15 protein-coding genes and 2 pseudogenes are annotated in these 17,614 nt (G+C 59.9%); 4 read left to right on the top strand and 13 right to left on the bottom strand.

The window, feature by feature from the left end; all coding sequences use genetic code 11:
- Positions 1-378 precede the first annotated feature (378 nt).
- The 4 genes from ABLU67_RS23565 to ABLU67_RS23550 are packed head-to-tail and all read right to left on the bottom strand — an operon-like array spanning position 379 to position 3,354.
- Complete coding sequence (locus ABLU67_RS23565; RefSeq protein ID WP_014228328.1) at positions 379-1,140, bottom strand: amino acid ABC transporter ATP-binding protein; 762 nt, start codon at positions 1,138-1,140, stop codon at positions 379-381.
- Entirely contained in the window at positions 1,133-1,798 is a 666-nt protein-coding gene (locus tag ABLU67_RS23560; RefSeq protein ID WP_025107058.1) for an amino acid ABC transporter permease, read from the bottom strand. Before ABLU67_RS23560 ends, ABLU67_RS23565 begins: the two co-directional genes overlap by 8 nt.
- A gap of 14 nt (positions 1,799-1,812) precedes the next feature.
- The gene (locus ABLU67_RS23555; protein WP_004100025.1) at positions 1,813-2,454 is read right to left on the bottom strand and encodes an amino acid ABC transporter permease; all 642 of its coding nucleotides are present in this window, start codon (positions 2,452-2,454) and stop codon (positions 1,813-1,815) included.
- A 48-nt stretch (positions 2,455-2,502) separates the two neighbouring features.
- Positions 2,503-3,354 carry a transporter substrate-binding domain-containing protein gene (locus ABLU67_RS23550; RefSeq protein ID WP_004848610.1) on the bottom strand — a complete coding sequence of 284 codons (852 nt, stop codon included), beginning with the start codon at positions 3,352-3,354 and terminating at the stop codon, positions 2,503-2,505.
- Between the two features lie 234 nt (positions 3,355-3,588).
- On the opposite strand from ABLU67_RS23550, the gene ABLU67_RS23545 reads away from it, so the two are divergent.
- Positions 3,589-5,055, top strand: a complete 1,467-nt coding sequence (locus tag ABLU67_RS23545; RefSeq protein WP_014228326.1) for a PLP-dependent aminotransferase family protein — start codon at positions 3,589-3,591, stop codon at positions 5,053-5,055.
- A 31-nt stretch (positions 5,056-5,086) separates the two neighbouring features.
- On the opposite strand, the gene ABLU67_RS23540 is transcribed toward ABLU67_RS23545, so the two are convergent.
- The gene (locus ABLU67_RS23540; protein ID WP_025107060.1) at positions 5,087-5,734 is read right to left on the bottom strand and encodes a LysE family translocator; all 648 of its coding nucleotides are present in this window, start codon (positions 5,732-5,734) and stop codon (positions 5,087-5,089) included.
- Between the two features lie 275 nt (positions 5,735-6,009).
- A pseudogene (locus ABLU67_RS23535) lies at positions 6,010-6,582 on the bottom strand (aminotransferase class I/II-fold pyridoxal phosphate-dependent enzyme); the annotation flags it as partial.
- On the opposite strand from ABLU67_RS23535, the pseudogene ABLU67_RS23530 reads away from it, so the two are divergent.
- Positions 6,533-6,874 (top strand): annotated as a pseudogene (locus ABLU67_RS23530) (DMT family transporter); the annotation flags it as partial. The pseudogenes ABLU67_RS23535 and ABLU67_RS23530 overlap by 50 nt on opposite strands.
- Before the next feature lie 317 nt (positions 6,875-7,191).
- Here ABLU67_RS23530 and ABLU67_RS23525 read toward each other — a convergent pair.
- The 7 genes from ABLU67_RS23525 to ABLU67_RS23495 are packed head-to-tail and all read right to left on the bottom strand — an operon-like array spanning position 7,192 to position 15,232.
- On the bottom strand, positions 7,192-8,460 hold the full coding sequence (locus tag ABLU67_RS23525; RefSeq protein WP_348852552.1) for a Zn-dependent hydrolase: 1,269 nt from the start codon (positions 8,458-8,460) through the stop codon (positions 7,192-7,194).
- Positions 8,450-9,634 carry an amidase gene (locus ABLU67_RS23520; protein ID WP_049069801.1) on the bottom strand — a complete coding sequence of 395 codons (1,185 nt, stop codon included), beginning with the start codon at positions 9,632-9,634 and terminating at the stop codon, positions 8,450-8,452. The genes ABLU67_RS23525 and ABLU67_RS23520 overlap by 11 nt, the downstream gene beginning before the upstream one ends.
- Positions 9,635-9,652: 18 nt before the next feature.
- The gene (locus ABLU67_RS23515; RefSeq protein ID WP_109241132.1) at positions 9,653-10,663 is read right to left on the bottom strand and encodes an ABC transporter ATP-binding protein; all 1,011 of its coding nucleotides are present in this window, start codon (positions 10,661-10,663) and stop codon (positions 9,653-9,655) included.
- Positions 10,653-11,696, bottom strand: a complete 1,044-nt coding sequence (locus ABLU67_RS23510) for an ABC transporter ATP-binding protein (protein ID WP_004848592.1) — start codon at positions 11,694-11,696, stop codon at positions 10,653-10,655. Before ABLU67_RS23510 ends, ABLU67_RS23515 begins: the two co-directional genes overlap by 11 nt.
- Positions 11,697-11,699: 3 nt before the next feature.
- Entirely contained in the window at positions 11,700-12,593 is an 894-nt protein-coding gene (locus ABLU67_RS23505; RefSeq protein WP_014228319.1) for an ABC transporter permease, read from the bottom strand.
- Between the two features lie 2 nt (positions 12,594-12,595).
- Positions 12,596-13,549, bottom strand: coding sequence for an ABC transporter permease (locus ABLU67_RS23500; RefSeq protein WP_004848587.1), 954 nt, complete (start codon positions 13,547-13,549; stop codon positions 12,596-12,598).
- 18 nt (positions 13,550-13,567) lie between these two features.
- Entirely contained in the window at positions 13,568-15,232 is a 1,665-nt protein-coding gene (locus ABLU67_RS23495; RefSeq protein WP_014228317.1) for an ABC transporter substrate-binding protein, read from the bottom strand.
- Positions 15,233-15,556: 324 nt separating this feature from the next.
- On the opposite strand from ABLU67_RS23495, the gene ABLU67_RS23490 reads away from it, so the two are divergent.
- Positions 15,557-16,672 carry a YbdK family carboxylate-amine ligase gene (locus ABLU67_RS23490; protein WP_049069797.1) on the top strand — a complete coding sequence of 372 codons (1,116 nt, stop codon included), beginning with the start codon at positions 15,557-15,559 and terminating at the stop codon, positions 16,670-16,672.
- A 51-nt stretch (positions 16,673-16,723) separates the two neighbouring features.
- Positions 16,724-17,443 carry a phosphodiester glycosidase family protein gene (locus tag ABLU67_RS23485; RefSeq protein ID WP_049083491.1) on the top strand — a complete coding sequence of 240 codons (720 nt, stop codon included), beginning with the start codon at positions 16,724-16,726 and terminating at the stop codon, positions 17,441-17,443.
- The last annotated feature ends 171 nt before the right edge of the window (positions 17,444-17,614 follow it).

Raw genomic sequence — 17,614 nt, 5'->3', positions numbered from 1 at the left:
CATTTTCTGCGAAATAGCGGTGAACGGAACCCCTACCACACCGTCCCGGAAGCGGCGCTTGACGCGCCTGTCCGGGCTACCCAATCTGCCACCCTCCAACACCGAGCCCGAAAATCCCGGGTCGCGGCGTAAACGCCTTACCCGGGCTACTCCCCTGCATATCACGTTGTTTCAGAGGCATATCGTAGCTGCATGAAACTCCCCCGGAGGCGGCGCTTGACCCGCCTGTCCGGGCTACTCGATCTGCCACCCTCCAACACCGAGCCCGGAAATCCCGGGTCGCGGCGTAAACGCCTTACCCGGGCTACTCCCCGCTGACGGCTGGAAACCCGTAGCCCCGGTAAGCGCAGCGCGACCGGGGAGAACGGCCGCTGATGCTTACCGGCTGCTCTGCAAAAACTGCCTGACGCGCTCGGAATCCGGGTTGGTGAAAAACTTCTCCGGCGGCGCTTTCTCAATCAACAACCCCTTCTCAAGAAACACCACCTCATCCGAGACCTGGCGCGCAAAGTCCATCTCGTGGGTCACCACCACCATCGTGTAGCCCTCGGCGGCCAGCGCCTTCATCACACCCAGCACCTCATTGACCAGCTCGGGGTCCAGCGCGGACGTCGGCTCATCAAACAGAATCACCTCCGGCGACATCGCCAGCGAACGGGCAATCGCCACCCGCTGCTTCTGTCCACCGGAGAGCGTAATCGGGTAAACGTCGGCTTTATGCGCCATCCCCACTTTCTCCAGCTGCTGCATGGCGATAGCTTTCGCTTCATCACGCTTCATCCCCTTCACGTGCAGCAGCGCTTCGCTGACGTTCTGCTGCACCGTCAGGTGCGGCCACAGGTTAAAGCTCTGAAACACCATGCCAACCCGCTCGCGGATTTTCGACAGCTGGCGATGGGACATCGCGCGGCCATTATGCTCATCAATCCCCAGCCGCTGGCCGCTGATGCGGATCTCGCCGCGATCCGGCTGTTCCAGCCAGTTCATGCAGCGCAGCAGCGTCGATTTACCCGACCCCGACGAGCCGAGAATGCTCACCACGGTCCCCTTTTCTACCGTCAGGTTGATATCACGCAGAACTTCCACGTTATCAAACTGTTTAGAGACGTTTTTGACGCTTACAGCAGTAGTATCAGACATGACTCATTCCTCTTCTGACTCCCCAGGCGCTCAGGCGTTTAATCAGCAGCTCCACCAGGATGCTGATCGCCCAGTAGAGCCCAATCGCGACGATAAAAGCGTTAAACGGGATAAAATAGGTGGCCTGCACGCTGTTAGCCGCAGCGGTTATCTCCTGGACGGTGATAATGCTGAGGAAAGCGGTATCTTTCAGGCAGATAATCAGCTGGTTCCCCATCAGCGGGAGCGCGGAAGAGAGAATATTGGGCAGAATAATGCGGCGGAATATTTTGTAGCGCGAAAACCCCTGCGCGACCGCCGCCTCGATATAGCCACCGGAAAATACCCGCCGCTGGCTGCGCAAAATCTCAAAGAAATAGGCGCCGTGGTAGATAATTAAGGCAATTAAGCCGGCGGTCCAGGGCTCCATACTAATACCCACTTGCGGCAGCCCGTAATAGAGCAAATAGGCGAGGATCAAAAAGGGAATCGCCCGCATTAAGCTGACAAAGGCAATAATAAGCCGGTTAAGGGTTTTCTTTTGATATTCGCTTAAATAGCACAGGACAACGCCGATAATTAATCCGGCAATTGCCGCGGTAATAAAAAGCTCAAGGGTGGCGAGTAAACCGGCAATAAAGCTGTCGCGCACCGACCAGATAACGGCCCACTGATTCATAGCACCTCCCGTATTTATCGTGCCAGACGCTTCGCTTTACGCTCGGCCATTCCCTGCAGTTTCAGCAGCAGGCCAATAATCACCACGTACAGCAGACCCGCCGCCAGAATCGGCGAAAGCGGTTCATAGGTGACCGAAGAAATCCGGTTGGTGACGCGCGTCAAATCCACCACGCCAATCACCGCAATGGCCGGACTGCCCTTAATCAGGAACGACATCTCGTTAACCAGCGCGGGCAGGCTTTCAATCCACATCTGCGGCAGCATGATGTAGCGGAAGTAGGCCCAGCGGCGCATCCCGACCGACTCCGCCGCTTCCCGCTGTTCGCGGGGAAAAGTGCGAAAGGCGTTGCGCCATATTTCGGCGTTAAAGGCCGAGGTATTGAGCGTCAGCGCCACTATCGCTGCGACGTTTTTGTCGAGGTTAATCCCGACGGTCGGCAGAGAAAGAAACAGGAACAGCACCAGCGTGACCAGCGGCGTCGCGCGGGCGAGGCTGATATAGACCACCAGCAGCTGATCGATAACCGGAATGCGCAGCATGCGCACCAGCGCAATCAGCAGGCCAATCACCACCCCAAAGGCAATGGCGATGGCCGAAATCCAGAGGGTCGTCCATGCGCCTTCAATCAGTAACTGCCAGGAAATTGCATCCATGAAGCCCTCCTTCACTCAACGGGCGGCGGTTACCCGCCGCAGAACGCATTACAGACCGGCCAATTTATGGAACTGTTCCGGGCTGGTGATTGGCACGTTCGGAAGATCGTCATAGGTTTCGCCAAACCACTTTTTCTGGAGTTCCGCGAGCTTGCCGGTCTCCTTCATGTGGTTCATAAACTTGGTCATATAGGCCAGCAGCTGCGGCGAGTTTTTCGGGATCGGCCAGGCCATATAGCCCGGGCCGGATACCGCCAGACCTTTGGCGAACACCTTCGGCTTGGCCTTCGCCAGGTCGTTGACCGAGATAACCACGTTAATCACGTAGTCCAGGCGTTTGTTGGCGAGATCGGCGTAGGCTTCCGGGTAGGAGGGATACTCCACCACCGGCCCCAGCTTACCGCCGGTTTTCTCCAGCATCGCTTTCAGTTCCGGCAGCCTTGCCAGCAGCGCGCTGCCCGCCTGGACGCCCACCTTTTTCCCGCTCAGTTCGGCAATGGTGTTCAATGAATTATCGCCCGCGCGTTTGACAAAATAGTGCTGCGCTGACGCCCACGGCGGCGTGAAATCAAAGACCTTGAGACGGTCGTCGGTGATCACCGCGCCGGTTAAGGCCATATCGTATTGCCCGGTAGAAACCGCCGCCAATAATCCGGTCCACGGCAAAATGCTCTGGTCGACGTTGAATTTCGCGTATTTGCGTAATTCATCGAGCATATCTTTGTTGAAGCCATCCGCCTGGCCGTTATTCATAAAGTTAAAAGGCGCGTAATCATCTTCGGTTGCGACTTTCAGGGTGCCGGATTTTTCTATTTCCGGAAGATCCGCGGCGGCTGCGTGATAAGAAAAGGCCATCGCCATGATGGCGCCCAGACAAATTGAACCTAATGATTTTTTCATTAATTCACCCCTAATTAATTCGCCAGACGTGTTCACTCCAGAACATGAAAAGGTTTTGCAAAATATGTGCCGACGGAAGTTCCGGTCCGCGACTGATGAATACGTTTTTACTGTAGGGAGCGTTTTAAATTTCCGGATAGAGCCAGATTCACCGCGCGGATGTGTCAGTCATTCTCAGGGTGGTATGGAATTTGCTCCAGTGTCTGTACTGTGCGTTTGAGTAAGGAGCCAGGCATGATCCGACACCTGTTACACGTTGATTTCGACCCGCGCCGCGGTTTGCAGGAGCAGGTGCGCGAGACGCTGATTAACGCCATTCTGGGCGGCATTTTTTCCGCCGACACGCCGCTCCCCTCCTGCCGCCAGCTGGCCAGCCAGCTGCGGGTCTCGCGCAACACCACGGCGCTGGTTTTTGAAGGGCTGGTTAACGAGGGATACCTCGTGAGTCGCCCGCGCAGCGGTTATTACCTGCATCCGGATTACCAGCACGCCAGCCCCTCTTCGGCGCCGGAAGCTGCACCGCAGGACGAGGGTTCTGCACCACGCTGGGGCACGCGACTGCAAATCACCCCCAGCCAGCAGGAGTCGATTCTGAAGCCGGCCGGCTGGATGAACTACCGCTATCCGTTTATCTACGGCCAGCCGGATACCCGCCAGTTCCCGCTGGCGACCTGGCGCTCGGCGGCAAACTGGCTGCACGGCGGGGTTCGCGACCCGGAGTGGGTGGTGGATCACATCGATCGCGACGTGCCGATGCTGATTGAGCAGATCCGCACCCGGGTACTGCCTAAACGCGGCATTGTCGCCTCGCCGGACGAGATTCTGATTACCCTCGGTTCGCAAAACGCGCTGTACCTGCTGACGCGCCTGCTGATGTCATCCAGCACGCGCGTTGGCGTGGAGAATCCCTGCTTTCGCGAGGCCATTAACACCTTTCTGCTTGCCGATACCGATATCGTGCCGCATCCGGTGGATGAACAGGGGATCGTCCTCAACGACGCCCCCTGCGATTACTACTACGTCACTCCCGGACACCAGGTGCCAACCGGGGTGGCGATGAGCAAAGCGCGGCGCGACCAGCTGCTGGAGCATGCCGCTCGCCATGATGCGGTGATTATTGAGGACGATTACGACTCTGAAAGTAACTTTATGCTCAACCCGCTGCCGGCGCTGAAGGCCAGCGATCGCTGCGGAAGAGTGATCTACGTGAGCAGCCTGTCAAAAGCGCTATCGCCGGGCCTGCGGCTGGGCTTTATGGTCGCTGACCCGGATCTGATTGACGAAGCCCGGGCGCTGCGGCGGCTGGTGTATCGTCATCCGCCGACCAATATTCAGTATCAGATGGCCCATTTCCTCGCCCAGGGCCACTATGAAACCCACCTGCGGCGCTACCATTACGACTCTGCCCAGCGCTGGGACCGTCTCAACAACGCGCTACAGCAGCATCTGCCGGAGTGCCGCATCATCCCCGGCAGCGAACACGCCAACGCGTTCTGGCTGGCCACGCCGGAGCAAATCAACACCCAGCAGCTGACCTGGCGCGCCGCCCACGCCGGGGTGCTGATTGAGCCCGGCGCGCGGCATTTTCTCAGCGACGCGCCGCCGGCTAACTTCTTCCGGATGGGGTTCCACGCCATTCACCCTGACGCCATCGAACAGGGCGTGGAGGTACTGCGCGGCCAGCTGGCGCAGATGGGCTGAACGCAGGGCCCCCAGCCTTAACGCGGCGGCCTCACGATGATAGCGACAAATAAGGATGAACGGCGGAAACAATAAGACCGACGGCAAAACACACAAACACGATGCCACCGGTTTTATTCAGCTTAACAAAGGCATTCCCGGACGACATTTTCGTTTTTACGCTGTGTGCGAAAAGGCCGTAGAGTGAATGAATGACAACCACCAGAATACAGAAGGTTATCGACAGCACGCTGAACTGCGGAATAAAGGGCTGCTGTGGATGAATAAACTGGGGAAACAGCGCCATAAAAAACACAATGGGTTTGGGATTAAACAACGACACCAGTACTCCCTGACGAAACCGCTGGCTGGCGGAAGGCATCGTTGAATCGGCAGAAGAGAGAGGTTGATTCAGCGCGCGGGGCACCGAGCGAAAGAGCTTTACGCCCAGATAGATCAGATAGGCCGCCCCAACCCCCTTGACTATCAACAGCGTCAGCTGAGAGGTGGTAATCATCACGCCAACGCTGCTGGCAGCAATAATCGATATGACGCCCATCCCCACCGCCACGCCGATAATCCCCGCCATTGCATTACGCAGATTATAATTCAGGGTGTTGGTCAGCGTCAGAAGCACTCCTGGCCCGGGGCTGGCAATGGTCAGGCTGGCAATCAGTATATAAAGGTAGAGCTGCTGCATTGAAAAAGGATCCTGTACAGAACAGGGCGCGGCTCCGCCCCTGAAATGATTAACAACGTCGTATCTTCAGGACGTGCGCTCGCTCAGCGTCAACAGCACAACCGTACTTGATGTGTTTTGTACACTACCGTAACAATTTTATATTGTCATCAAATTTAAAATTAACCCTATAAATCATAATAATAAAAAACAAACATTTATTTTAAGACTATTAACCCGCTATTTACCCCATAAAACGTTACTAATAAGTCACCCTATCGCTCGCCGCCGAAACGCTAGCGATATTGCTCATACTCCACGGCTTCGCGAACCTGGACTAGCGCCGCGCGCAGGCTATCGAAGGGAACGGAGCCGAGGGCGATGCGGATCGCCTGCGGAACGTTCGCTGTAACGCAAAAAGGCTCGGCGGTCGACACGGAAATATGGCGCTCCATCAGCGTTTTCGCCAGCCGATCGGCCCGACTCTCCTCGCCCAGAGGCAGCCAGACAAAATACGAATCCGGATGGCTGACGAAGGGAAGCGCGCCGAGAACCTCACGGGCAACCCCCTGCCGCCGCCGCGCATCCTGGCGTTTCTGCGCTTCAAAACGCGCCACCGTGCCGTCTTCAATCCAGGCGCAGATCAGCGAACTCACCAGCGAAGGGGTGTTCCACGTGGTGGCCCGTATAGCGCGCTCAATCTCCGGCCGATAGCGGGACGGGCAGACAACCGTCCCCACGCGCAGTCCGGTGGCGACGTTTTTCGAAAAACCGGTGATATAAACCGTGCTTTCCGGCGCATAGCTGGCCACCGGCGGCGGCGGATGGCAGGTGATTAGCTGGGCGCTGATTATGGCGCTGCCTTTTATGCTGGTGGCCTCGTGGATGACCCGGCCAGCGTCATGGGGCGCTATATCGCCTTCCGCCTGGATCGCGCTCGGCTATGTGTCGCTCTTTAGCATGCTTATCGGCTTTATTTTCTGGTACAAAGGGCTCGCCGCTGGCGGTATCGCCGCCGTCGGCCAGCTCCAGCTATTACAGCCGTTCTTCGGGCTTGGCCTGGCGGCGGCGCTTTTGCACGAAACCGTCAGCCCATTGATGCTGGCCGTGACGCTGGGCGTGATTCTGTGCGTTATCGGTTCGCGCAAATTTGGCAGCTAGCCTGTATTGCCCTTGTAGCCCGGAAATCCCGGGTCGCGGCGTAAACGCCTTACCCGGGCTACCGCCCCGCAGACGGCTGGAAACCCGTAGCCCCGGTAAGCGCAGCGCGACCGGGGAGAACGGCCTGATGCTGACCGTAACCCTGGGCGTGATTCTATGCGTTATCGGTTCGCGCAAATTTGGCAGCTAGCCTGTATTGTCCTTGTAGCCCGGAAATCCCGGGTCGCGGCGTAAACGCCTTACCCGGGCTACTCCCCCGCAGGCGGCTGGAAACCCGTAGCCCCGGTAAGCGCAGCGCGACCGGGGAGAGCGGCCGTTTATACCACCCGCGCGTACTGCAGCATCACCTGCAGCAGCACGTTCGCGCCGGCCTCAACGTGCTCCGGCGACGCATACTCAATTTCGTTGTGGCTGATCCCGTCCCTGCAGGGGATAAAAATCATCCCGGTTGGCGCCAGGTAGCTCATATACACCGCGTCGTGCCCGGCGCCGGAGACAATCTCCCGCGCCGGATAGCCCAGCCGCTGCGCGGCGTCGGCGATCGCCGCCTGGCAATCCGGGTGGAACGGCGCCGCCGGATAGTGGCTCACCTCTTTCAGCGCCACCTTCAGGCCACTCTCCCGCTCAACCCCGGCGATAAACGCCCGCAGCTGGCTGTCCATCTCATCCACCAGCGCATCGCTGAGATTACGCATATCAATCGAAAAAGTGACCTCTCCCGGCACCACGTTGCGGCTGTTCGGATAGACCTGCACCCTCCCTACCGTACCGCGCCCCTCGTCGCTGCGCCCGGCGATCGCCACGACCTCCTGCATAATGCGGGTCGCTGCCTGCAGCGCATCCTGACGCAGGCGCATCGGCGTCGGCCCGGCGTGGGACTCCTGGCCGGTCACCACGCAGTCATACCAGCGGATCCCCAGCACGCCCTGCACAATGCCGATAATTTTCTCTTCATCTTCAAGAATCGGCCCCTGTTCAATATGCGCTTCAAAGTAGGCGCCAACCGGATGGTCGCCCGGCGTCTGGCTGCCGATATAGCCGATACGCGCCAGCTCCGCGCCGACGGTTTTACCGTCCGCATCCTGCGCTGCGTAGATGGTCTCCAGCGGGAATACCCCGGCAAACACCCCGGAGCCCATCATCACCGGCACAAAGCGCGAGCCCTCTTCGTTGGTCCAGAACACCACTTCAATCGGCGCTTCGGTTTCGATATGCCGATCGTTCAGGGTGCGCACCACCTCCAGCGCCGCCAGCACGCCGTAGTTGCCATCAAATTTGCCGCCGGTGGGCTGGGTATCAATATGGCTGCCGGAGACAATCGGCGGCAGCGCCGGATTACGCCCTTCCCGGCGCATAAAGACGTTGCCGATTTTATCGACGGTGACGCGCATCCCCGCCGCCTGCGCCCAGCTAATCACCAAATCCCGCCCCTGGCGATCGAGATCGGTGAGCGTCAGACGACAGCAGCCGCCCTTCGGCGTGGCGCCGATTTCCGCCAGCGCCATCAGCGACTCCCACAGACGCTCGCCGTTAACCCGGCAGTCGGTGGTTTCGGTCATCGGGGTAAAAAGGACATCACTGCTCATTTCGGTCTCCTTGCATAAACGCGGCAGCCAGCTCGACCAGCAGACGATCGCTGCCGCGCGGGCCTAAAAATGACATCCCCAGCGGCAGACCGCCCGTCTGGGCGACCGGCAGCGTCACCTGCGGACGTTGGGTCATCACGGAAATTAACAGCAGGTCGTGAGACAGGCGCCGGACCGCTTCTATCTCTTCGGCCTGCGCCGTCAGCAGCGGCGCGCCATCGGGAACGGTCGGCATCACCAGGACCGCATCGCCCAGCTGCGCGTCCCACCAGGCGGTAAAACGCTCGCGCAGCTGGCAGGCGGCGTCAAACTGCGCGCGAGTGACCGCTTTGCCCCAGAAAAAGCGCTCGCGGACGTCCGGGCCTAGCTGCAGAGCATAGCGCTCAATGGTTTCGCCCTGCGCCTGCCACGCTTCGTAGCCCTGAATCTGGCGGAAGGCGAGATAAATATCGTCCGCGTCGGGCAGCGGCGCATCGAGCGGCGCTAACGGGCCGAAAAAGCGCGCCAGCCGTTGGCGGACCGGCAGCAGCGCCTGCTGGCTGCGCAGCGGCAGGCGGGAAAACAGCCCATCGTGGCAGGCCAGCCGCACGCCGTCGAAATCCGCGCGTTCATCGTCGAACAGACAAGCGGCGACGGCGGAAAAGACCTCCGGCGAGCGGGCAAAGAAGCCGCAGGTGTCCATGGTGGCGCACAGCGGCTGGCAGCCGTCGAGGGAGAGACGGCCGTGGGTTGGACGCAGGCCAAACAGTCCGCAGTAGCTCGCCGGCGTGCGTACCGAACCGCCGGTATCGCTGCCGAGGGCAAAGTCGCACGCCGCGTTCGATACCGCCGACGCCGAGCCGGACGACGATCCGCCGGGTATATGATTCGGCGCGGCGCCGTTGCGCGGGGTTCCGTAATGCACGTTGTGCCCGCTCATCGAATACGCCAGCTCGCTGGTATGGGTTTTGCCGATAAAGCGCGCGCCGTTATCTAACAGCTTTTGCACCACCGGCGCGGTGCGGTTTTTAATCCCGGACAGCGCCAGCAGGTGCGGATTGCCCCCGCCGGTTGGGTAGCCCGCCACGTCGAACAGATCTTTGACCGCAAAGGTTAAGCCGCTCAGCGTCCCGCTGAGCGCATGCGCCACCGGATGCGGCGGATAGGGCATAAAGGCGCGAATGTCGTCCTGCATGATGGTTTCCTCCTGGCCTCAGGCGTAAAGCGCCTGGTTTTCAACGGACGGGCTCAGATCACGCCAGCGATGGCAACTTACCACGTGACGCGGCCCGGCCGGTTCGGTCGTCGGCTGGCTTTGCGCGCAGGCGGGGCGCGCGTGTGGACAGCGTTCGGCAAACGCGCAGCCCGGCGGCAGGCACGAGAGATCCGGCGGCGAGCCGGGAATACAGTGCAGCGCGTCGCCCTTTTTCAACCCCTCTTTCGGCCGGCTGCCCAGCAGCACCTGGGTATAGGGATGGCGCGGACGATACAGAATCTCCTCGATCGACGCCTCCTCCACGATGCGCCCGGCGTACATCACCGCCACCCGGTCGGCGATCTCCACCGCCGCGCCGATATCGTGGGTCACAAATATAATCGACAGATCGCGCTGCTTTTGCTGCTCACGCAGCAGAATCAAGATTTGGATTTGCACCGTGGCATCGAGGGCGGTGGTCGGCTCATCCGCCAGCAGCAGCTGCGGGTTGCAGGATAACGCGAGGGCAATCATCGCCCGCTGGCGCATCCCGCCGGACATCTCGTGCGGGTAAGCATCCAGCCGCCGCTCGGGGCTCGGAATGCGCACCTGACGCAGCGCCTCCAGCGCCCTTTCCCGCGCCGCCTGCCGCGACAGGCCTTCATGGCGACGCAGCCCCTCGACAATCTGCTGGCCCACGGTATAGACCGGGTCGAAGGCCAGCAGCGGCTCCTGGAAAATCATCGCGCAGCGCGCGCCGCGGTAGCGCCGCAGCTGCCCGGCGCTCATGTTCAACACATCCTCTTCCCCGACCCTCAGGGTACCGGAAAGCACGCTGCTTTTCGGCGGGTGCAGCCGCATCAGGGCGCGCAGGGTGACGCTTTTCCCGGAGCCAGACTCGCCGATCAGCGCCATCACCTCGCCTTTTTGCACATCAAAGGAGACGCCGTTGACCGCGTTGACCGTCTGACCGTCGCGGCGAAACTCAACCCGCAGGTCGCGGATATGGACGTAGGCTTCATGCGACATGGCTGACCTCCTGAATGGCGATATTTTGATGCCAGGGCGACGCGGGCTGCGCCATCAGGCAGGCGCTCTGGTGCCCCTCGCCGACGCTTTCGAGCGTCGGTTTCACCTCGGCGCACACTGCTCTGGCGTGCGGGCAGCGGGTATGAAAGCGGCAGCCGGAGGGCGGAGAAATCGGGCTGGGCGGATCGCCGCTCAGCGGCGAGGTTAAGGTGCGATTGTGCGGGTCCATTGACGGCATCGAGCTTAACAGCGCCCGGGTATAGGGGTGGGCCGAGGCGGTAAACAGCTGCTCCGCCGGGCCAATCTCCACCACCTCGCCGAGATACATCACCAGAATGCGGTCCGACAGCCAGCGCACCACGTGCAGATCGTGGCTGATAAACACATAGGTCAGCGCCAGCGTCCGCTTCAGCTCCTGCAGCAGCTGCAGCACCTGAGCTTCCACCGACTTATCCAGCGCCGAGACGGCCTCGTCGAGGATCACCAGCCGGGGCTTCATCGCCAGCGCGCGGGCAATATTCACCCGCTGGCGCTGGCCGCCGGAAAGCGCGTGCGGATAACGATGGGCAAAACGTTCCGGCTCAAGGCCGACGTGCGCCAGCAGATAGCGGGCGTACTCGCTGGCCTCTTTGGCGCTGACGCCGTGTACCCGCTGGCCGAACGCAATGCTCTCTTCCATAGTCATGCGCGGATTGAGCGAGGCGTAGCTATCCTGGAAAACCATCTGCACCTGGCGGCGATACGCTTTCATCGGCAGGCGCGATGAACCCACCTCCAGACCATCGAAGATCAGCTCCCCGCTGTCCTGCTTAAGCAGCTGCATCAGCAGCCGCGCGGTGGTGGATTTACCGCAGCCCGACTCCCCCACCACGCCGAGGGTTTCGCCTTTGATCACCGAAAAACTGACGTCGTCCACCGCCTGCACCACTTCGCGCGCTTTGCCGCCGCCGGCGGGAAAATGTTTCAGCAGATTGTTGACCTTCAGCAGCGGCTGCGCCGGTCCGCCGAGGTCGATATTGATAAAGGGTTGCATCGCTTACTCCTTAATCGCCATTGCCGCACGCAGGCGGTCCGCGAGGATATTGAACGAAATGGAGGTGATAAAAATCATCAGGCCGGGCAGCGCCGCTACCCACGGCTGGGTATAAATCGCCGTACGCAGGGTGTTCAGCATCAGCCCCCATTCCGGCTCCGGCGGGCGAACCCCGAGACCGAGAAAAGAGAGCCCGGAGGCGAGGATCATGCACACCGAAATCAGGCCGGTGGAGAAGACGAAAATCGGCCCCAGCACGTTGCCCAGCACCTGGACGCGAATAATGGTGAACGCGCTGGCCCCGGTGGCCCGGGCGGCGTCGATATAGTCCATATGCCGCACCTGCGCGGTGACGCTTTCGGCGATACGCGCCACCTGCGGCACGAACACCAGGGTCAGCGAGAGCAGCGCGTTACCGATGCCCGCCCCCAGCGCGCCAGAGAGCGCGATCGCCAGCAGCACCGAGGGAAAGGCGTAAAACACGTCCACGGTGCGCATAATCAGGGTGTTGGTTTTACCGCCCGCATAGCCGGCGATAATGCCGATCGCCCCGCCGATGAAAAAGGCGAACACCACCGGGACAATCCCCATAAACAGCGACAGCCGGGTGCCGAGAATCAGCCTTGATAGCATATCGCGCCCGAGCTCATCGGAGCCCAGCGGAAAGCCGTCGGCGCCAATCGGTTTGAGGCGTAAAAACATCGATGTTTGATACGGATCTTTCACGATTAGCCAAGGACCGAACAGCGCCAGCGCCAGCAGGATGAGAATGATCGCGCCGACGAATACGCCGCCCGGGTCGCGCAGCAGGCGGCGAAACACGCCGCGCCAGTAGCCTTGTCTGGCAACCGTCGCGGCAGAGACGGTAATGCCTTTGGTCGTCACGGTATCCACCATCGTCAGCTCCTCTTAATTCGCGGATCGAGACTGGTTTGCAGAATATCCACCAGCAGATTGAGCAGGACAAAGAACAGCGCCAGTACCCAGATGGTGCCCTGCAATAGCGGCAGATCGCGCTGGAAGATAGCGGTGTTCAGCAGCAGACCGGTGCCGGGCCAGGAGAAGACGGTTTCCACCAGAATCGAGCCGCCCATCAGATAGCCGACCTGCAGCCCCATCACCGCCAGCGCGGTCGGGGCGGCGTTTTTCACCACGTGCAGAAAGATCCGCGACTCGTTGAGCCCCCGGGCGCGCAGGCCAACGATAAACTCCTGGCTGAGAATGTCCGCCACCTGCGAGCGAACGGTGCGGGCGATAATGCCGGTCGGGATCACCGACAGCGTGAAGGCCGGCAGCAGCATAAACTGCAGGTGTTCCCAGTTCCACTGCCAGCCCACCTCGCCGATTGGCCCGCCGCCGGTCGCCGGCAGCAGCGCGAATTTGACGCTAAAAACGATGACCAGCAGCATCCCCAGCCAGTAGTGCGGTACGCTGACGCCAAACACGGATAGCACCGAGGCCAGACGGTCAATAATGCTGTTACGAAAGTAGCCGGCGACAAAACCGAACAGGCTGCCCAGCGCAAACCCGATCGCCGTCGCCAGCAGCGCCAGACGCAGAGAGTAGGTGACCGCCGTCATCACTTCATCGATGACCGGGCGCCCGGTGGCGACCGACATGCCCAGATCGCCGTGCAGCGCCCGCCATAGCCAGTGCACAAACTGCAGCGGCAGCGGTTTATCAAAGCCGTAGGCCTGCATTAAGGTCTGACGCAGCGATTCCGAAGCGTCCGGCGGCATCACCGATACCAGCGGGTCGCCCGGCGCTATCTGCACCAGCATAAAACAGATCACCGCCACCCCGAGCATGGTGGGGACGGCCAGCAGGATGCGATATAGCAGCGTATTGATCATCTCTTGCTCCCGTGTCGATTACTCTTTTTTGCTCACCAGGCTGAGGTCGATAAACCAGCTTTGCGGCTGTACCACACCGGTGACGGCTGGCGATATCGCCCTTGGCCCGACATCGTGGGCGACGAACAGGAACGGCACCTGATCGACCAGCGCGGCGTGCAGTTCACCCGCGGCTTTATCCATTTCAGCCGGGGTAAACGCATGTTTCACCGCCGCCGCCAGCTTTTCGGTTTCCGGGGTCGAGAAGTAGCCCCAGTTGGTCGCCACCGGCGGGAAGGCCTTCGCGGTGGAGAAGCGGATCATGCCGAAATAGGGATCGTTAACCGCGGCGCTGACGTTGATCGCATCGATCCCTTTCGCCGACGGATCTTTCGCCCCGAGACGCCAGTTGGTAAACAGGGTGTTCCATTCGTTGACCTTAATGTCAACGTTAAAGAAGCAGCTTTTCAGGCTCTGCTGGATGTACTCGTTCATCGGCAGCGGCTGCATCTGCCCGGAGCCGGAGGCCGAGGTGGCGACCGTGACGTGCAGCGGTTTCCCGGCGCTATACCCGGCTTCGGTCATCAGCTTACGGGCGGTATCCGGGTCATATTTGATCTGGAAGGTGGGTTTACCGTGCCACGGGCTGCCGGCCTCGTAGACGCCGGTCGCTTCGGTCATATAGCCGCCGAGATAGCTTTTGAGCTCCGCGCGGTTCAGGCACAGGTTGGCGGCTTTGCGCACGCGAATATCTTTCCACGGCGAGCCCTCTTCGAAGGAGAACTGCCACGGCCACAGGTGCGGCTGGGTGTTGGCGTAGATTTTAAAGCCCTGGGCTTTTATCTGATCGACCGCGTCCGGGGCCGGGGCTTCGATCCAGTCCACCTGCTTCGAGAGCAGCGCCGCCGTGCGGGCGTTAGCTTCCGGCAGCGGGATCAGCACCACTTTGTCCACTCGCGGAATGCGATCTTTGTTCCAGTAGTCGGGGTTCTTATCGAGGATCAGTTGCTGGCGAGGAACCAGTTTTTCCATTTTGAACGGACCGCTGCCCACCGCGTGGGCGGCGAACTCGGTCCACGCCTGCTTACTACGCGCGGCGGCATCGCCGGCGTTTGCCGGCACTGCGTCATACAGCTTCTGCCACGCCGTCGGCGAAACGATAAACAGGTTGGTAAGGTTGTAAGGCAGCAGCGCGTCCGGTTCGGAGGTGGTCAGCGCCACGGTGTGGTCGTCAATCTTTTCCGCGCCGGTCAGGGTCGGCATGCGTGAGAGGGTGTTGCCTATCTGGCCCGGGGCATACTGCGGCGCGGCTTTATTCAGCACCTTATCCACGTTCCAGACGATGGCATCGGCGTTGACCGTTGAACCATCGTGAAACTTAACGCCCGGGCGCAGGGTGAAAATCCAGCGGCTTTGATTTTGCGGGTCAACGTGCCACTCGGTCGCCAGCCCCGGCACCAGGCCGCTGGGCTTTTCTCCCTGAGAGAGATCCCATTCAACGAGGGCGTCGTAGAGCGGAATGCCGGTGAAGCGGTTGCCCTCAAAGCCCTGATCGGGCTGTCCGAGGGTCAAAGGGATATCGGCGGCGGTCATGGCGATCCGCAGGGTTGAGGCATTGGCCGGCAAAGAGGCGATCAGCGCCAATGCTCCGCTAACAGCAACGGCGAGATGGCATTTACGCGAAAATATTTTTTTCTTCAGCATCACATTGTCCCTGTTAAATAAAAGTCGCTATTTAACAGGCAAGATACATACCAGTTCTGAACGCGCGGGGAATAAGCGTGAAATGGCTTATAAAATAAGAATGACTTATATCATCTATATGATTTTATTTAAAAAATAGAATAACCTTATCTTTTTGCACCACCGGCGGGAATTCTGTTGCAGGATTGCACCAGCCTTACTTTCTTTTTAAAGGGATAATCACGTGGCGTTATTTTCTATAAATTAAATTCATAATGTCCGGCAAATCATCAGTTTGAGGCGTTGTCTTCTATACTTTCTGATAAAGAGAAAGAGGGAGTCGCCATGCCGTTACCTGATTTTCACCGCTCCGAGCCGTTTACCCTCGGTATCGAGCTGGAGCTTCAGGTCGTCAACCCGCCGGGTTTCGATCTGAGCCAGGACTCTTCCGCGCTGATTGACGAGGTGCAGGGCACGCTGAAAGCGGGCGAGGCCAAGCATGACATTACCGAAAGCATGCTGGAGATCGCCACCGGCGTCTGCCGCGATATCCACCAGGCCACCGCGCAGCTGAGCGCGATTCAACAGGCGGTGCTGCGCGCCGCCTCCCGCCATCATGTGCTGATCTGCGGCGGCGGAACGCATCCGTTTCAAAGCTGGCAGCGCCAGCAGATCAGCGATAACCCGCGCTACCTGAAAACCGTCGAGCACTTTGGTTACCTGGCGAAGCAGGCGACGATCTTCGGCCAGCACGTGCACGTGGGGTGTCAAAACGGCGATGATGCCATCTATCTTCTGCACGGCCTGTCGCGCTTCGTACCGCATTTTATCGCGCTGAATGCGGCATCGCCCTGGCTCGACGGGACCGATAGCGGCTTTGCCTGCTCGCGGCTTAACCTGTTTGCCGCCTATCCCGATAACGGCCCGATGCCGTGGGTGAATAACTGGCAGGCTTTTACCGGTCTGTTTCGCCGTCTTAGCTATACCAGCATGATCGACAGCATGAAGGATCTGCACTGGGATATCCGCCCCAGCCCGCGCTTTGGTACCGTCGAAGTCCGGGTGATGGATACGCCGCTGACGATTGCTCAGGCGGTGAATATCGCCGGGTTTATTCAGATCATCGCCTGCTGGCTGCTGACGGAGCGGCCGTTTAAGCATCAGCCCGAGGATTATCTGCTCTACCCCTTCAACCGCTATCAGGCCTGCCGCTACGGGCTCGATGGGATCAATACCGATGTTAACGGCGGCGAACAACGAACATTGCGCGAAGAAATTTTACAGCTGGCGGATAGGCTGGCCCCCAGCGCCCACAAGCTGAATGCCGGCAGCGCGCTGGAGGCGATTGTGCGCCAGGCGAAGCAGGATCGCAGCGAGCCGCAGCAGATGCGCGAGTTTGTCGCCAACGGCGGGTCATTGATCGGGCTGGTACAAAAGCACTGCGAAATCTGGACGGCGTAGCGGCGATAAAACGCTATACTGCACGCTTTCGTCGTCTGTCTGGAACCTGTCGTGCGCTTTTTCTCTCTTCTGCCGCTGCTGCTGTTATCCCTGCCCGCTTTCGCCAGCGGGAAGTGCTCGCTGACCGACCCGTCGCTGACGCTGCAAAGCTATACCGTTGATCCGCAGCGCGAACGCATCGTGATGTACTGGCAAAAAGAGGACGGCAAAGCCTGGGGATCGCTGCGCTCCCTGCTGGCGGATATCGACCACAACGGACAGGTGCAGATGGCGATGAACGGCGGAATTTATGATAAAGCCTACGCGCCGCTGGGGCTGTATATCGAGAAAGGCAGGCAGCTGACCCCGCTTAACCGCGCTTCCGGCGGCGGCAACTTTTTTATTCGTCCCGGCGGGGTGTTTTATCTGCGCGGGCAAAACGCGGGGATTGTCAGCATCGATAAATTCAGGCCGTCGCCGGCCATCCGCTACGCCGTGCAGTCCGGGCCGATGCTGATTGAAAACGGCAAGATCAACTGGCGGCTGAAGCCGTCCGCCAGCTCGCGCAAGCTGCGTAACGGCGTGGGCATCACCGGCGATGGCAAAGTGGTCTTTATGCTCAGCGCGCGCGAAACCAATTTCTATGATTTTGCCTGCTACGCGCAGTCGAAGCTCAACGTGCGCCAGATGCTCTATCTCGACGGTACCATTTCGAAGATGTACCAGAAAGGCGGCAGCGTGCCGTGGCAGTACCATCCGTTCGTCACCATGATCGCGGTGGAGAGCAGGTAGTTTTCATAACATCGTCTGCGGGGAGTAGCCCGGGTAAGGCGTTTACGCCGTGACCCGGGATTTCCGGGCCCGGTGCCTGAGGGAGGGAGATTGGGTACCCGGACAGGCGTGGCAGCGCCGCCTCCGGGACGGTGTTGAGGGATTCCGTTCACTATTATCCCACAGCAAATA

It is taken from the genome of Klebsiella sp. GN_Kp190, from assembly GCF_040061795.1.
Classification (GTDB): domain Bacteria; phylum Pseudomonadota; class Gammaproteobacteria; order Enterobacterales; family Enterobacteriaceae; genus Klebsiella; species Klebsiella michiganensis.
This window is presented reverse-complemented; position numbering and strand designations above follow the sequence as displayed.

Excerpts from the sequence above, each read along its gene's own strand:
- ABLU67_RS23565 (WP_014228328.1), bottom strand. The coding sequence starts at position 1,140 with ATGTCTGATACTACTGCTGTAAGCGTCAAAAACGTCTCTAAACAGTTT.
- ABLU67_RS23560 (WP_025107058.1), bottom strand. The coding sequence starts at position 1,798 with ATGAATCAGTGGGCCGTTATCTGGTCGGTGCGCGACAGCTTTATTGCC.
- ABLU67_RS23555 (WP_004100025.1), bottom strand. The coding sequence starts at position 2,454 with ATGGATGCAATTTCCTGGCAGTTACTGATTGAAGGCGCATGGACGACC.
- ABLU67_RS23550 (WP_004848610.1), bottom strand. The coding sequence starts at position 3,354 with ATGAAAAAATCATTAGGTTCAATTTGTCTGGGCGCCATCATGGCGATG.
- ABLU67_RS23545 (WP_014228326.1), top strand. The coding sequence starts at position 3,589 with ATGATCCGACACCTGTTACACGTTGATTTCGACCCGCGCCGCGGTTTG.
- ABLU67_RS23540 (WP_025107060.1), bottom strand. The coding sequence starts at position 5,734 with ATGCAGCAGCTCTACCTTTATATACTGATTGCCAGCCTGACCATTGCC.
- ABLU67_RS23525 (WP_348852552.1), bottom strand. The coding sequence starts at position 8,460 with ATGAGCAGTGATGTCCTTTTTACCCCGATGACCGAAACCACCGACTGC.
- ABLU67_RS23520 (WP_049069801.1), bottom strand. The coding sequence starts at position 9,634 with ATGCAGGACGACATTCGCGCCTTTATGCCCTATCCGCCGCATCCGGTG.
- ABLU67_RS23515 (WP_109241132.1), bottom strand. The coding sequence starts at position 10,663 with ATGTCGCATGAAGCCTACGTCCATATCCGCGACCTGCGGGTTGAGTTT.
- ABLU67_RS23510 (WP_004848592.1), bottom strand. The coding sequence starts at position 11,696 with ATGCAACCCTTTATCAATATCGACCTCGGCGGACCGGCGCAGCCGCTG.
- ABLU67_RS23505 (WP_014228319.1), bottom strand. The coding sequence starts at position 12,593 with ATGGTGGATACCGTGACGACCAAAGGCATTACCGTCTCTGCCGCGACG.
- ABLU67_RS23500 (WP_004848587.1), bottom strand. The coding sequence starts at position 13,549 with ATGATCAATACGCTGCTATATCGCATCCTGCTGGCCGTCCCCACCATG.
- ABLU67_RS23495 (WP_014228317.1), bottom strand. The coding sequence starts at position 15,232 with ATGCTGAAGAAAAAAATATTTTCGCGTAAATGCCATCTCGCCGTTGCT.
- ABLU67_RS23490 (WP_049069797.1), top strand. The coding sequence starts at position 15,557 with ATGCCGTTACCTGATTTTCACCGCTCCGAGCCGTTTACCCTCGGTATC.